The sequence below is a fragment of the Virgibacillus sp. LDC1 genome, from assembly GCF_025792345.1.
Lineage (GTDB): Bacteria > Bacillota > Bacilli > Paenibacillales > Paenibacillaceae > Paenibacillus_AQ > Paenibacillus_AQ lautus.
Window position 1 is genome coordinate 1,969,304 of record NZ_JAOXLZ010000001.1, and the last position, 14,556, is coordinate 1,983,859.

Annotated in this window: 15 protein-coding genes; 4 read left to right on the forward strand and 11 right to left on the reverse strand. The window is 43.6% G+C overall.

Annotated elements, in window-relative coordinates; translation table 11 throughout:
• Positions 1-33: 33 nt before the first annotated feature.
• Positions 34-924 (forward strand): ABC transporter permease, encoded by an 891-nt coding sequence (locus tag OHJ21_RS08835; RefSeq protein ID WP_100537312.1) that lies wholly within the window; start codon positions 34-36, stop codon positions 922-924.
• Positions 925-989: 65 nt separating this feature from the next.
• A complete protein-coding gene (locus tag OHJ21_RS08840) occupies positions 990-1,880 on the forward strand; it encodes a carbohydrate ABC transporter permease (RefSeq protein ID WP_100537313.1) in 891 nt (296 codons plus the stop codon).
• 215 nt (positions 1,881-2,095) lie between these two features.
• On the opposite strand, the gene OHJ21_RS08845 is transcribed toward OHJ21_RS08840, so the two are convergent.
• The 4 genes from OHJ21_RS08845 to OHJ21_RS08860 all read right to left on the reverse strand — a co-directional run bounded on the left by OHJ21_RS08845 (position 2,096) and on the right by OHJ21_RS08860 (position 6,342).
• Positions 2,096-2,527, reverse strand: a complete 432-nt coding sequence (locus OHJ21_RS08845) for a universal stress protein (RefSeq protein WP_394055672.1) — start codon at positions 2,525-2,527, stop codon at positions 2,096-2,098.
• A gap of 5 nt (positions 2,528-2,532) precedes the next feature.
• Positions 2,533-3,765 carry a CynX/NimT family MFS transporter gene (locus OHJ21_RS08850; RefSeq protein WP_243390699.1) on the reverse strand — a complete coding sequence of 411 codons (1,233 nt, stop codon included), beginning with the start codon at positions 3,763-3,765 and terminating at the stop codon, positions 2,533-2,535.
• A 209-nt stretch (positions 3,766-3,974) separates the two neighbouring features.
• Entirely contained in the window at positions 3,975-4,535 is a 561-nt protein-coding gene (locus tag OHJ21_RS08855; protein ID WP_326113566.1) for a helix-turn-helix domain-containing protein, read from the reverse strand.
• A gap of 673 nt (positions 4,536-5,208) precedes the next feature.
• On the reverse strand, positions 5,209-6,342 hold the full coding sequence (locus OHJ21_RS08860; RefSeq protein WP_486019848.1) for a UDP-N-acetylmuramoyl-tripeptide--D-alanyl-D-alanine ligase: 1,134 nt from the start codon (positions 6,340-6,342) through the stop codon (positions 5,209-5,211).
• Between the two features lie 394 nt (positions 6,343-6,736).
• Between OHJ21_RS08860 and OHJ21_RS08865 the strand changes: the two genes are divergently transcribed.
• Positions 6,737-7,051 carry a hypothetical protein gene (locus OHJ21_RS08865; RefSeq protein WP_326113564.1) on the forward strand — a complete coding sequence of 105 codons (315 nt, stop codon included), beginning with the start codon at positions 6,737-6,739 and terminating at the stop codon, positions 7,049-7,051.
• A gap of 253 nt (positions 7,052-7,304) precedes the next feature.
• Here the strand turns inward: OHJ21_RS08865 and OHJ21_RS08870 are convergent, their stop codons facing one another.
• The 3 genes from OHJ21_RS08870 to OHJ21_RS08880 all read right to left on the reverse strand — a co-directional run bounded on the left by OHJ21_RS08870 (position 7,305) and on the right by OHJ21_RS08880 (position 9,805).
• Positions 7,305-8,177, reverse strand: coding sequence for a tetratricopeptide repeat protein (locus OHJ21_RS08870; protein WP_486019849.1), 873 nt, complete (start codon positions 8,175-8,177; stop codon positions 7,305-7,307).
• A 23-nt stretch (positions 8,178-8,200) separates the two neighbouring features.
• Complete coding sequence (locus OHJ21_RS08875) at positions 8,201-9,160, reverse strand: ATP-binding protein (protein WP_326120832.1); 960 nt, start codon at positions 9,158-9,160, stop codon at positions 8,201-8,203.
• A gap of 159 nt (positions 9,161-9,319) precedes the next feature.
• Positions 9,320-9,805 (reverse strand): DinB family protein, encoded by a 486-nt coding sequence (locus OHJ21_RS08880; RefSeq protein ID WP_326113561.1) that lies wholly within the window; start codon positions 9,803-9,805, stop codon positions 9,320-9,322.
• Between the two features lie 418 nt (positions 9,806-10,223).
• On the opposite strand from OHJ21_RS08880, the gene OHJ21_RS08885 reads away from it, so the two are divergent.
• Positions 10,224-10,682 carry a DinB family protein gene (locus OHJ21_RS08885; RefSeq protein ID WP_486019850.1) on the forward strand — a complete coding sequence of 153 codons (459 nt, stop codon included), beginning with the start codon at positions 10,224-10,226 and terminating at the stop codon, positions 10,680-10,682.
• Positions 10,683-10,795: 113 nt separating this feature from the next.
• Here OHJ21_RS08885 and OHJ21_RS08890 read toward each other — a convergent pair whose 3' ends face one another.
• The 4 genes from OHJ21_RS08890 to OHJ21_RS08905 form a co-directional block, all read right to left on the reverse strand.
• Entirely contained in the window at positions 10,796-11,779 is a 984-nt protein-coding gene (locus OHJ21_RS08890) for an alpha/beta fold hydrolase (protein WP_486019852.1), read from the reverse strand.
• A 193-nt stretch (positions 11,780-11,972) separates the two neighbouring features.
• Entirely contained in the window at positions 11,973-12,719 is a 747-nt protein-coding gene (locus tag OHJ21_RS08895) for a MerR family transcriptional regulator (protein WP_100537323.1), read from the reverse strand.
• Positions 12,694-13,620 (reverse strand): DUF2268 domain-containing putative Zn-dependent protease, encoded by a 927-nt coding sequence (locus OHJ21_RS08900; RefSeq protein WP_326120885.1) that lies wholly within the window; start codon positions 13,618-13,620, stop codon positions 12,694-12,696. The genes OHJ21_RS08895 and OHJ21_RS08900 overlap by 26 nt, the downstream gene beginning before the upstream one ends.
• A 463-nt stretch (positions 13,621-14,083) precedes the next feature.
• Positions 14,084-14,542 carry a DUF2269 family protein gene (locus OHJ21_RS08905; protein WP_486021017.1) on the reverse strand — a complete coding sequence of 153 codons (459 nt, stop codon included), beginning with the start codon at positions 14,540-14,542 and terminating at the stop codon, positions 14,084-14,086.
• Between the last annotated feature and the right edge of the window lie 14 nt (positions 14,543-14,556).

Sequence of the window (14,556 nt, forward strand, 5' to 3'; positions counted from 1 at the left end):
ATTCGATGTGGATTCAGGGAAAGGAGTGCTGTCATGCGAATGAAAGGTTTCGCCAAACATTATTATCTGATGCTGATCCCGGGATTTCTATGGCTGTTCGTCTTCAGCATCGTTCCGATGTTCGGCATCGTCATTTCGTTCCAATATTTTAATCCTGGCAAAGGTATACTGGGCTCGGATTGGGCGGGGCTTGAGCACTTCAAGTATATGTTATTGCTGAAGGATACACAGGAAGTCTTTATCAATACGCTTGTCATCGCGTCCATGAAGATTGTCGCTAATCTGATTGCGCCTCTGCTGTTTGCACTCATGCTCAATGAGCTGCGTCTGATGATTCTCAGACGTTGGATTCAGACCATTGTTTATCTGCCTCACTTTTTATCCTGGGTTATTCTGGGAGGCATTGTACTTGATCTGTTCTCCTACAACGGCCCCGTCAATCAATTGACTGCTTTGTTCGGATTCCAGCCCAAGCTGTTCTTTGCCGATTCCCAGCTGTTCCCGTTCCTCGTTGTCGGCAGTGACGTTTGGAAGGAATTCGGTTTTGGTACCATTATCTATCTTGCGGCGCTGACCGGAATTAACCCGGCACTGTACGAAGCCGCCAACATCGATGGCGCGGGACGCTGGAGAAGTCTCTGGCATATCACGCTGCCCGGGATTCGCACGACAGCCGTATTGCTTACGGTACTCAGCTTGGGTAATGTGCTTAACGCGGGTTTCGACCAGATCTTCAACCTGTACAACCCGCTCGTCTATTCTACAGGTGATATTATTGATACCTGGGTCTATCGAACAGGTTTGCTCAACCTGCAATATGAACTTGCGACCGCCGTCGGCCTGCTGAAGTCCGTTGTGGGCTTCCTGCTGATATCCGTCTCGTATTATCTGGCATACCGTTTTGTTAACTATCGCATATTCTAAGAATTCATCCGGATGCAAAGCTTTTTAAACTCATCCCATTCCAACTAGAGTAGGAGGTGCTGACCGTGGTCAGAGATCGGACGTTCGGCAACCGAGTGACTGATATTATACTGATTGTAGTCCTGATTGGCATTACTTTGTCATGCATCCTGCCGATCTGGTACACGTTCTCCCTTTCGCTTAGCTCCAACTCTGCCGCTGCGGCCGGTAAGGTCTGGCTATGGCCGGTCGATTTCAATCTTAACGCATATGCCCAGATTCTCAATGACAATCAGTTCTTCCGGTCCTTCTGGACCTCGACCCAGCGAGTTCTGCTGGGGGTTATGCTCAATTTTATCACGGTTGTGCTTATGTCTTACCCGCTCTCGCGGACAGCGAGAGAGTTCAAGGGGCGCAATGTGTTCATGTGGATTCTCATTTTCACGATGTTGTTTAACGGCGGTCTGATCCCGTTGTATCTGACGGTCAAAGAGCTCAACATGCTGAACAGCATCTGGGCACTTGTCCTGGTTGGAGGCGCGCAGACACTCGTCTTCAACGTCATCCTCACGATGAACTTCTTCCGCAACCTGCCCAAGGAGCTGGATGAAGCCGCCCTTGTCGACGGCGCGGGACCCTGGTACATCCTGTTCAAGATCTACATCCCGCTGGCCGTGCCGGTGCTGGCGACCGTCTCGCTGTTCAGTATCGTGTATCACTGGAATGAATTCTTGTACGGTCTGATCTTCATGTCCCGTGAGCAATTCTATCCACTCCAGACGTATATCCAGCAGCTCGTCGTCTCGGTCGATCCATCGACGATGTCCGAGGACCAGTACCGTCGCTTGTCTGAGTTGTCCAACCGGACACTCGATGCCGCCAAGATCTTCATCGCGATGCTGCCCGTCCTCATCGTTTATCCGTTCCTCCAGCGCTTCTTCATCCACGGGATTACGCTCGGTTCGGTTAAAGAGTAGCCGAGTGCGCCCGAATGGCGGTGATCGTTGTGGAACACCGTGTAGTGACTGGCCCTCCCTCCTGTCATCTTCAACGTCAGCATTTGAACAGCTAAAGGGAGATAAAAACAGCGGCATGGTAGGACACAAATATCCTAGAATGCCGCTGTATGTTTCATACTATAACGTCCCTCCGTTAGTATAACTATTCGTCATCTCTGCAGTTCCCCAAGGAGTTAATGTACAATGAGGACTGGGCAACTCGATAGCTGTGAAACCTTGTGGCTGACACTTCCAAGCATCATTTCTTTTATGCCCCTTAGCCCACGGCTCCCAATAATAATAAGTTGCTGCTCGGTATCCCTTGAAAAATTCAATATTTCATGTGCAGGATCTCCCTTAAGATGAACTATTTCCGGTTTAATTCCCGCAGATTCTAACTTAGATTTCGCTTGTTGCAACTGTTCCAAACTCGCTTTCTCCATTTCGTTTAATATTTCCTCCAAGAAATTCTCTGGTACATATATCATGCCATTTGATACATATTCCTGGCTGACATTAACTAAGGTAACTTGAGTTTGTTTGTTTTGTGCTATTTCAATGGTTGCATCGAGGAGTTTGTTCGTTATTTCAGCTTTATCAATGGCCACCATAATTTTGTCAAACATATTTATCATCCTTTCCGAGGCAACTCGTAATGATTTCGGCTACCTACAAAACGGTTTCTTGCTGCTCCTATGCCGACTAAAAAGAGTGAGACCGAAGCGCCAAGCAGAATGAAAAGTGGCAGGTTCCAACTATTTGTTGCATCATGCAGATATCCTATAAGGGCAGGACCAATTGCGGCAAGCAGATATCCGATCGATTGCGCCATGCCAGACAGTTCCGCTGCTTGATGCGCATTTTCAGTACGTAACCCGAAAAACATCATGGACAAACTAAAGGCGAAGCCTCCACCAATTCCGAGTATGATGATCCACAACAGAATGATATTGGAGCTTCCATAAAGAAGTCCGAGCGTTCCCGTCAAAAACAAAATGGTTGTGATGACCACTAACAAACGTTGGCTAGACATGCGCCCAGCAATAACGGGAACAATAAAGGTAAATGGAAGCATAGCTAACTGCATGATCGAGAGGTACCATCCTGATTGGCTGGAGTCAATTCCTTGCTCCTTTAAAATTTCAGGCAACCATGCGATCAACACATAGAAAACCATGGACTGTATACCCATAAACAAGGTTACTTGCCAGGCAAGCGGGGAACGCCAAACATTCACATCGTTGCTGGCCATCTGTTGACTCGTCGTGGCTGTTTGCTTCGTTTGATTTCTTAATTGGGGCAACCAACAGAGGATCGATACAAAGCTTAGAATCCCCCACATTCCCAATGCTCCCTGCCATTTTAGCCCTGCGTTCACGGCTAGCGGTACACTGATTCCCGATGCGATTGCTGCACATAAATTCATTGAAATCGAGTAAACACCTGTCATGGAGCCAATTTTATTTGGGAAATCCCGTTTGATTATACTGGGCAATAATACATTACAAACGGCAATTGCAAATCCAAGAACTGCTGTCCCAATAAACAGATTAACTGCGCCAGATAAAGATCGTATTACAATACCAACAGTCAGAAAGATTAGGGCAATCAAAATGATACGCTCAACCCCATACCTTCGTCCTAATTTTGGGACTAGAGGCGATAATAAAGAAAAGGCAAGCAAGGGTACCGTTGTGATCAGGCCTGCTAATGTATTTGTAATATGAACGTCATCCCTTATAAGGCTCACTAAAGGACCAACTGAGGTTAAGGGAGTACGTAAATTAGCTGCAATAACAATAATGCCGAGAATGATTAGCCCTACAGAGGATGGCACGGATTTTTTATTTTGTTTTTTCGGCATCTCTTCATTTCTCCTTCCTGAATTCATACACATTATTTTTTTCTATATGATATTAACATCCGCGCGAACAACAAAAGTATATTATAATATATTTAAATTAACAAGTAATATTTTATAATATACCTTATCTCATCTAAACAACAAAAATACAACTCTGAATTCCCACCATGAATTCGGAGTTGTATTTAATAAGTAGAATTTATCAACTTTTAGAAACCATACTGTAAGGATATATGGAGCACTGTTTCGCTATCCGTATGGTTGGTATAAGAGTGAGGACAATCTGCACGAAAACTGATCGTATCATATTGATTCAATGTGTAAATCTCTCCATTGATTTGAATTTCAATGGAGCCCGTCATTACTGTCGCAATTTCAGTTGTATTCACATGATGACCTTCAGGGTGATACGAGCTATTTGGCTGTAAGTAAGCCCGACACATTTCAATATCGTTGCTTTTAAAGACTGGCTCAATGATCCAATTCTTTTGATCATTAGAAAACCGTAGCCCTTCGCCTGCTCGATACAAACTAACAGGGTTTTCTGATTTGAACAAAGCCAATAGCGGTAAAGATATGCCTTTTGAAATTTTCCATATAATTGCCAAAGTTGGATTTGTATCGCCACGTTCGATATTCCCCAGTGTAAGTTTGCTTACGCCCGTAATTTCCGCTAAATCGTCTAAACTCATGTTTTTTTCTTTTCTATACTTTTTCAAGGCACCGCCCATTTGTAATACAATTTGTTTTGTTTCATCAACTTCATCCATTTGATATTCACCTCAACCTTTAACTTTATAGCTAGTATATTGTTTATCTAGACTCTTTTCCATACGATTAATATTTGATGGTGGACTACACACCTATGCAAATAAATTATGACTTCTATGTAAAATAATCTGCCCGTTCATCGCGCTCGTTTCTGGATTGTCGTAGATCTAAGGCGTAGAACATTTTATCGTATCGGGCATTGCCGACGGCTTTTTCAATATTGGCATGAGGACTGTGCTGCTTTTTGTACAAACGATAAATCTTCCATGTTTGCTACATCTAAGATACGAAACTAAACAGTGTCCGCCATATTATCAACTTCCTCTTACCCTGTAATTCTAACATAACGCAATATTTTCATTTCAGTCGGAATCGTAACGTAAAATTCTAAATTTCTCTTTATCGCCAGTTTTCACGCCATTCGCACACGCGAGCCCAATTGGGTGCAGCTCGCCTTTATCGACTCAGGCTTGCTTCGATGCGGCAAGGCAAACCCCTTTATAATATGTTGTTATGAGATGTTATAGCTTGATGGATTAGAGCCAGTGATAGTTCGTTTTAGAAAGGCAGCCGATCACTTTGTTCGGCTGCCTTTTTGTTTTTATGAACTATCGTTTCCCGTTAGTTTATATTCTTGTATTCGGGAGCTTACGGCTTACACAGTCTGCCCTTTTATCGCTTCTTTCCTGCTTCATTTTTTCTTTCTGCCCGTCTTCTTGTATCTGTCCGGTTTCTGCTCCCTACCTCATTACTAATGTACTTTACAGTTTGGTTCATTCTCATTTTATGCGAGCCTTTGACAAGAATCGTTGTGCTCGGTGTAGTCAATCTGTACAAAGCCGCGTGCAGCGCTCTCCTGTCGTTAAAATGTCTGGCATGGACGGACGATAACCCTGAACTTACAGCTGCGTTTCGAGCATGTCGGGAGGCTCTGCCGTAGGTTAGAAGATGATGGACCTTATTCCTTGCCGCATAAGCTCCAACGATTTGGTGCCCCTTCTCGGAGTAACGTCCGAGTTCCAGCATATCTCCCAGAACGAAGATCCGTTTCCCCTTGCCGATCTGTGCCAGGACATCGACCGCCGCCTGCGCTGCTTGCGGATTGGCGCTGAAGGTGTCGTCGATCACTTTGACATCTTTTCTAAGCCGGTAGACGACTAGCCGCCGGTCCGGCTTTTGATAGCTCTCCAGCCCTTTTCTTATCGTGTCGACCGAAATGCCGAGCTGCCGTGCAACCCCAATGGCAAAAAGCGCATTGTAGATATTATGCTTGCCGAATGCAGGGATGTGGAAGCGGATCTGTTTTCGGTTAATTTCAACACTGAACGACATCCCGGTTTCCGTGAAGGCGATCCGACTCGCCCGGTACTCCGCTTTTTGATAAAGCGAAACCGTGAATACCTTTCCTCGAAAATCTTTGGTGGTCAAATACCTCGAATTTCGGTCATCCGCATTGAGAAACAGCATTCCGGATTGATTCATGCCTCTGATAAGCTCCGATTTTGCTTGGGCCACTCTTCTGATGCTTCCCCCGAAATTGCCGATATGCGCGGCTCCTACCATGGTGACGACACCGATGTTCGGTTTAATCAGCTGACAGCTTTTTCGGATATGGCCCGCCTTTGACATCCCGTACTCCAGGACGACTGCTCTATGCTTGGACGAAATTTCTTTACTTTGCTTATCAATGTAAGCGGGGAGATTCATATTATCTTTGGTTTTATAGACTTTCCATTTTCTTTCCAAAATCGATGCGATCATTTCCTTGGTCGTCGTTTTTCCGGCGCTACCCGTGACGGCAATCACCGGACGATATTTGGAGCCCAGAATATCATCCCCTTTGCAATCATTCGTACCAAAACATTGTATGTGGCATATGCGGAGCCGTATGGGCCTACTTCCTACCGATCCAGCCCATTTTATGGAAGAAGGATTATGATCGGATTCCGAATCTATGAACTTTTCATAACCTTATTTACCCCCCCCCCCCTTATTTAAGGTTACTAGAGGGACTTTGGCTCCCGTTTGTCAAACTGGGGTTCGACATGCGAATTTTATTGTATTTGGCATCCGTGGAGATGATTAGGCAGCTTGTCGGATCGCTTCTGTCCAAATTGAGGGGACTTGGACCTTTAACTCATTCCAATACGATTATGAAATCATATACTGTTTTAACCGCTAGAAAGGAAGTGTTGGATGCATGCAGGAAATTGGCAGAGTTCATTTTCGGGTGGATCATAACGGGGTAGTTAAAGAATTGATATTGTTACAAAATAGAAATGGAAGTATAAACTATATTCCGCTTGAGAAAGAGAGGCACTATTTGAATGCAATAAAGAATCGGGACGTAACAAAAATTTTGACCATTGAACAGATTGGCGATAAATATTATACGAATTACAAAACGCTTCCGGGAAGGCACAGATATACAAAAAAAGATTTGAAGATGATAACCGCTTCGATGTTGAAGCGATTGGAGGGTACGGGCCGACAAAAGATCATCATTCTTTTTTAATGAATGGTTAAAAAAGAATAGTTCGACATGGGAGCAGAAGTATTCAGGGATTAGGATTGTACGATGTGGCCTTTGTATTCGTCTGGAAAACTTTTTCCCACGCGGCTATTCGAAATGAGTCTATAAATTGAAACAGCGACAGCTAAGGACGAGAAATAATGTCCTAGACTGTCGCTGTTTTATTGAACTAACGATCCCGTTAGGTTAAAGGACATCCCAGGTTCTCGAAATCCAAGACTCGGGTATACCATTCCTATACTCCTCTGCGTCTCCACCCAAAGACTTTGACGTGCACGATGGCTTTGGTTACCCAATGCGAGAGCACATACAACACGATGAACAGGATTAGCAAAGGCCTAAATATTAGCACGGCCACAGCCCAGGAAAGCAGAATCTGCCAATTCTTCATTTTTCTCAAAAATTTGCCTGGCCACAAAAATATTTTAAATAACATTTCGTTATGCTGAAGCGCCTCTAGAAATTCATCCTGGTACTGTTTGTCTTCTGGATCTAAGCGAACGGCATTCCGCATATACGTCTCTTTCAGCTTGTATTCCCCACGCTGGCCAGCCGCCAAGCCGAGAAATAAATATACTTCTGACGATTCCATATTGTTTTTGAGGGCGAGTCTTTCCAACCTAGCAGAATCCTCATAGTTTCTCAGCAACGCTTCCGTATAGCTTAACACAGCCAAATATAATGGTGATTCCGGACGCAGTTCAAGTGCATGCGAAAGTGCCGTCTTCGCTTGGTTTGGTTTGCCCTTCTTGTTCAACATATTTGCTTGTAGATAATAATAATAAGGCTCATAGGGATCGATTCGTAAGGCTTCCTGCAGAGCTTCTTCGAAAGCCCGATCCTTATCCGTAGTGTAGTAAACGCTGACCCGCACATACCAGGCCAGCTCCTGCTGCGGCTCCCGGCTAAGCGCCTGGTTCGACCAATGCAGTGCTTTGTCATATTCGTTCATAAATAGGTGAATCTTCGAGATTAGCGCAAAGACATCCGGGTCCTCCGGTTCCTGTCTTATTAGCTGCTCAGCTTCCTTTAATGCTTCTTTATACCGCCTCCATTCGATAAGCTGCTGCGCCTTAGCATAAGCGGCATAATTATGTATGTTCTCCACCTGCGCTATCCCCCCTTATACAATTATGACTTGACACCATGCTTCTTAATGTAATCCAACACGATTTGATAATCACGGTTTACATCACTGAATGTCGCATAATTCTTTGCTGTAGCAAACCAATCCAGCGTCGTTGCCTTGCGGCCTTTTGCCGATTTCTTTAAATCGTCCTGAGTAATAGGCTGGATCTCACCCTTCTCAAAGGTTCGCTCCATGGCTGATTCTACGGCATCCTTGACTAGCTGCTCTAAATCGGCACCGGAATAAAGCTTCGTCTCTGCGGCAATCTTGGACAGGTTCAGCGAACCCAGCGGCTTGCCGGATAGCTTTAGTTCCAGAATGATTTGCCGCTCTGCCTCTTCAGGCGGCGGTACAAAAACAAGATGGTTAAAGCGCCCGGGACGTCTCAATGCGGAATCAAGGTACCAAGGCGTATTGGTTGCCCCGATGACAAACACGTTATCGTTCTCCGCCTGCAGACCGTCAAGCTCCAGCAATAATTGGTTAACAAGCATGCGGTCATGATGCTGGCGCATTTGATGACGGCTGCCTCCGAGCGCGTCGATTTCATCAATGAAAATAACGCACGGCTTGCTTTCCCGCGCTTTTTCGAATATATCGTGTAAGTTATGCTCGCTCTGGCCAGCATACATGGAAAGAATAGACTGAAGCTCGACATGAAGAAAATTAGCATCGATCTCGCCTGCCACCGCACGTGCCAAAAATGTTTTGCCGCATCCGGGAGGCCCAAACAAGAGCAAGCTCCCTCCAGCTTGTTTACCGTATGCGGCAAATACTTCCGGCTGCTTCAGAGGCAGTATAAAATTCATTCTGATTTTTTTCTTAACCTCTTCCAGGCCTCCGACGTCGGCAAACGTCTCCTTTGGTTTCTCTGACTCGACAAGCGATTGATCCTCTTTGCTGAAATGAATGAGCTTTAAATTTTTGCGCCTATGCTCTGCTAGTTCATCATGGTCCGACATCCTGCTCTCTCCCCTGTCATAGTTTCTCTTAAGAATATCATATTCCCATAAATTAGGGAGTAACTAAACAAAAAAAGACTACTCACAAGAGCAGCCTTTACAGTTAACTGAACTACTTCCGATAATGATAAACATGAGATACTCATCTAAAAGATGGTTTTATTCTTTAAAATCGAATAATCCTCTGTAAATCAAGTTTGCAGAAACCGGCTTCTTTCCGATTTCTCGTGACCATATAGACAATTGACCGATATGGTGAATTTCGTGGGCGATCACGTGCCGCATCACTTCACCGAATCTAAAGCTTTCCTGCTCCCCGTCTTGGTTTGTATCAAACATGACATGGTCTTCCAAGCTACCATTCCAAGCGTAGACGAAAGGTGCAATTTCCGCATGGCTTCGGGCCGAATAATCTCGTAATCCTTGCACGCTGGCACAATCTTCGAACGAAGGGATATTCAGCTCTCTCCCTTGCAAATCCCCGCACAACCAGGCATATTCGACTGTCACGATATGATATAGTGTGTAAAGAATGCTTCCTATGCCGCCGGTGCGCCTTTTCAACAGCTCTTCCTCGCTCACCGTTTCGCACCAGTCAAACCAGTCATTGCGAACTTGCCAGTTATACTCGAATAGTTTCAACATGTCGCCGCCTCCTGAAATAATCAACTTTGTTACTCCTACCATGATTCGCGATATAATCCTGTTATCCTCCGTTTATCGCATAAAGATCTGCAGTGCCCCAACCCAAAATGTTGCCGTAACAATCCCATTCACGTTCCCCACCCTCTGCCGGAAGCTGAAACCGTGTCACCTTTGTTAAGGGGGATTATTCCTGACTCCTCCACTCGTTAAAAAAATCACCTCAATTATAGGATTGTAACACTGACAGCATAATGTCAGTCTTTAAATGTCCCCGTTAGTTGAAGCTTCTTATGATACAATTACTGTTCAAGACCTTCAAAATTGCGTCGCCAATCAGAACGTCATAACTCTAAAAATAAGTTACAATGACATTTGGTTGTAAGTACCTGTGCCTAATCTATATTTCTAGGAGGAATTCATGAAACTCGCTGCCTTTTTTCCTTATCGAAATGATGCAAGTAAGATATTGATCCCTTATTTAAATCAATTGACTGAAGTACAGTGGTATGCATTGCATCCGGATCACCCGAATTCCATCGCTTGGATCATTGAGCACATCGCTCGCAGCGAAGACGAATGGATTAACGTGATCGTTCTTAAGGAAAAGCAACGCCTGCAACGAGTCTTGGATCACCCTCAGCAAATTTTGCAGGCATATATCGACATTCGGGAGCATACAGACCTTAAACTCAACTCTATGGAGTACGATGAACATGAGCCTGCAGTACAGCTACCTCGTTTTTCAGACGGTTGGGAACCGCCTTCACCGCCGACGCTGCGATGGATTTTCCATCATGTTTTTGATCATGAGTCGTATCATGTCGGTCAAATCGGCGTCATCGCACGTTTGAACGGATTCGCCGGCCCCCTCTTCTGAACGTATAGAAGATTTCGTTTTCTTAACGGGAAAGGTGGAGCCTCTGTTGACTCGTGTTTTAGCGACTTATATATTCTTTCTCACGACATCATCAACTAAGAATTGTTATATAATTATTTTATTCCACCTGTAAAATCCCTTATTTTTTCAGAGATTTCTTTTGGATGGGAACGATATAAATAATGTCCCGCGTCCAACAAGACCATTTCTCCATGTACAGACTCCTCTATTTGCTTCTCATGTTCGGGGATCCATCGGTCCGTCACAGGGTGATTCGCTTGGACAAAGAAAAGGACTGGTAAGTTGGTAGGAAAAGTAAGCTGCTCTGCTGCTTCAAAGTTGGAATACATGCTCACCGCCTCATTTAATTGAGTGCTGTTATACATGTTTTTGCGTATCAACATGTTCAATTGTTCTTTGGTTTGTTGATCATACGGCAGTCCTTCATAAGGGTCAGCGCTTAGTTTCAATTGTAAACGGGCGAAGCCCAAGTTGCGGAACCATTTAACCGGTTCTGTGTCTGACGAATCAATCTTTTGTTCACTCAGCGTGGGAACACTGCTATCCAGCCCGATAAACGCTCTCACTTCGTTTGGATATTGGTTCACATAATCCAGACTATAGATCCCCGATATAGAATGACCCATAAGAATATAACGATTGATATGGAGACTTTGTAACGCTTCATGAATTTCGCTTACGATATTTTCTGTACTGCGCTCCTTCTGGGTTTGATCGCTCAAACCGTAACCAAAAGGTTCAATCACGACGACTTTATAATAAGGGATTAACTCTGATAGAAGTGGCTTAAAATCAAGTGCAGGTGCTGCTGTTCCATAACCAGGAAGAATCACTATGGTTTCTTCACCTTGACCTTGAATGAAAACATTCATCTGTTTTCCATCTACGGATACATGCTGACCGTATTGTTCCATTCTTTTTTGTTCTGTAAGACCGCTGATTTTATTTACGGTATAGACGATTGCGATAAAAAGTAGGATGGCTATAACTACTGCGACGATTACTTTAAGCAATATATGTAGTACTCTCTTTGTTTTTGTACTATACCTTACTTCCTTTCTTGCTGCTTGTGTCAAACTCTTCAGCTCCTCTTGTTATTGTTATCTGTACAATGGCCTTGTGGTCCACTCATACAAGTCTAGCCAACCAAGATGTCCTCTCAATGAATGCAATATGAACGGAGCATGAACAAAGTTTTTCGGCAATCGGCAGAAGAAATTTGTACCGATAAAACAAAAAAGCCGCTAAAATAGCGACTTTAATGGGTTATTACCGATTGATATTATGCATAATTGCACTGTACAGAAAATCTGCGAAATCCTCATGGCTATATTGATTAAAATAGTTTCTGAAACGTGTATCGAATTTGTAGGTATTAGCCATGCAAGTCAGTAATTCTGCGTCGCAAGTCATGAATTGCATTAGATTTTTTTTCCACTCCTCGATTAATCGCTGAACTTCATCGGAAGAAGGATCCTGATCGACTAAAGACGCGATTTGTTTGAATATTCCTTCCATGGACCGAAAACGTTCCTCTTTTTCATCGAGTGATATTGTATCCAACGTTTCATTAAACTTTTGATACGCCTCTGTTTCACCATAAATGAATTTGGCTTCATTTGCATATTGTTCTTTCAATGGCAGAACGGAAGAATTGTTGAAGATTTGCAAATGACTAATATCATTACCCGAAACATATTCCTCGAGAGCGACCATGATGGTTTCTATTCTTTGTTTTCTTGATTGTAAGGTTTGTCTCTGATTCTTTACTATTTGTTTTTGTTCTTGTCGGGTCAGTTTTAAAATGTCCGCAATTTCTTTCAAGGAAAAATCCAGTTCCTTTAAGAATAAAATGGTCTGAAGTTTTTCCAAACTGCTTCGTTCATATAGGCGATACCCTTTTTCCGTCAGGTGTGTCGGTTTGAACAAATGAATACGGTCGTAATAATGCAGGGTGCGAGCGGTAATGCCGGTAATCTGGACGATATCTTTAACTGCTAATAATGGTTTCTTCATTCCAATACTCTTCTACTTCGTCTAGTATTTGAGCGGCAGGCGTTATCGTAGCCTCGAAAATCGTTTTCCCTGTTTTTCGTAAATAATATTGGATTAAATGATATCCGCAAGCGTATCCGGCACTATAAGGCATGTTGACGGGTTTTGAATTTTGAAGTTTTGCGATCTCGTCACCGTAAAGATACGGAGCAATTTGATCGAACCCTGTTAATTGCAGATGCTCTCTAAGCACTGGCTTTATGCGCCTGTTAAGCGTTTCTGCGTTTGTTTTCGTTACCCAAGGACCGAGCAATTCTTCTCCAAACATGAACGTAGCATAGTTTTCGGCCAAGCCTTCACTTACAATGAGCTCGCCCAAGTTAACGGTGTGATCCCACTGAATAAATTGATATCGCACATTATGGTTGCATTCGTGCGCCAGGGCAGCCTTCATTCGAGGAATCGTGTACTCATTTGGCAAGATTGTACCCCAAATAAACCCGGGAATGCCCCCAAAACCGCTATATCCTTCGTTTATGGTTAAGGCACGGCTTTCCGGATTTCCTAGTTGAATGGTAAACAAATATTCGGAAACGGGGAGGTTAATTTCATGCTCTACAAATAGATGTAGGCTTTTCTTTACAGCATGCTCGCACGCTAACCAAAATGATTCGGACGATATCAGCTCGATCTCTGCCGAAATCTGAGAGGTAATTTGATCAGGAGATCGATGCATCATACTATTGAACGTAATAACGTCAAAACCGTTGGCCTCTTCGGCTTTAAAAGGGATCTGTTGAATTTGCCATTGTTTCTTAAAGGGAGCCATCATTTCGTTTCTGAACAATTCAAGCTTTTCCTCGGGCGAAGCTTGGGCCACTTTTTGATAAATATGATCTGATCGCAGTGATTTAATCTTCATTTCTCTCACTCCTAGTTATGGATTCATTGAGAAATTATGCACTATGACCTAACGTCATAGTCAAGAACTTTTATCCCGACTTTGGGTACATCTTCCGCTGATCGAAAGAAGACCTTAACACATCATCATCATATTTGAAAAAAAGAAACCGATGAAAGGTCGACTTTAGATATATTCATTTATTATCTCCTCAGCGCGTAACAAAAAAAATAAAACCTCCATGATCCAGAAGTTTTATTTTGTAGTATAATCCTTATTTAACTAGAATTCCCGCCACATATACATCATCAATTTTATCTTTGCTAACATCGCTTACAATAAAACCATGATGGTCAAGACCATAACCCGCTTTTAAAATCCTATTTCAATCGCCGCCTTATTTCTTACCCCAGCATTTTCCTAATTATATCACCAAAAAAACATCTGGCCTAAAAGTGAGTTAAGACGCTCCCATCGGCTTTTTTTAAAATGGCTTAACGACCATAAGCACCAATATGGCAATCATCAGCAGCTGCGCTGCCGTCTCGATGGGTATGATCTTTTTTATGAGCAGTCCGAACTCGGCGGGTATTTCATTACCCTGATCTTGACTTTCCGATATGATCTCTATGACCTTTTTCATACGCGGTTCGATCCATCCGTCGATGAGGACGATCATGAGCAGCGATAATAGGATGGATACATTCAGCCACATTTGGGATAACCCCATCTTGGTTATGATCATAAGCCAAACCCCGGTTACAATAAGTCCAATTCCGCCAATTTTAGGCATGATGGCAAGCTTGGTCGTTATACCAAAAGTAAAGTGCAGCTGGCCGACGGTTCTAGCGAATCTACGAATGATGGGCATCACGAAAGCCGGGCCAATGATGGCAATCGAAGCCAATATATGCAAAACGAGCAGTAATCCAAACAAACCTATGCTCCCCCTTCTTC

What these genes read in the sequence shown, in the direction of transcription:
- OHJ21_RS08875 (WP_326120832.1), bottom strand. Translation starts at nt 9,160, where the DNA reads ATGTCGGACCATGATGAACTAGCAGAGCATAGGCGCAAAAATTTAAAG.
- OHJ21_RS08845 (WP_394055672.1), bottom strand. Translation starts at nt 2,527, where the DNA reads ATGTTTGACAAAATTATGGTGGCCATTGATAAAGCTGAAATAACGAAC.
- OHJ21_RS08835 (WP_100537312.1), top strand. Translation starts at nt 34, where the DNA reads ATGCGAATGAAAGGTTTCGCCAAACATTATTATCTGATGCTGATCCCG.
- OHJ21_RS08885 (WP_486019850.1), top strand. Translation starts at nt 10,224, where the DNA reads ATGAAACTCGCTGCCTTTTTTCCTTATCGAAATGATGCAAGTAAGATA.
- OHJ21_RS08865 (WP_326113564.1), top strand. Translation starts at nt 6,737, where the DNA reads ATGCAGGAAATTGGCAGAGTTCATTTTCGGGTGGATCATAACGGGGTA.
- OHJ21_RS08880 (WP_326113561.1), bottom strand. Translation starts at nt 9,805, where the DNA reads ATGTTGAAACTATTCGAGTATAACTGGCAAGTTCGCAATGACTGGTTT.
- OHJ21_RS08855 (WP_326113566.1), bottom strand. Translation starts at nt 4,535, where the DNA reads ATGGATGAAGTTGATGAAACAAAACAAATTGTATTACAAATGGGCGGT.
- OHJ21_RS08895 (WP_100537323.1), bottom strand. Translation starts at nt 12,719, where the DNA reads ATGAAGAAACCATTATTAGCAGTTAAAGATATCGTCCAGATTACCGGC.
- OHJ21_RS08900 (WP_326120885.1), bottom strand. Translation starts at nt 13,620, where the DNA reads ATGAAGATTAAATCACTGCGATCAGATCATATTTATCAAAAAGTGGCC.
- OHJ21_RS08850 (WP_243390699.1), bottom strand. Translation starts at nt 3,765, where the DNA reads ATGCCGAAAAAACAAAATAAAAAATCCGTGCCATCCTCTGTAGGGCTA.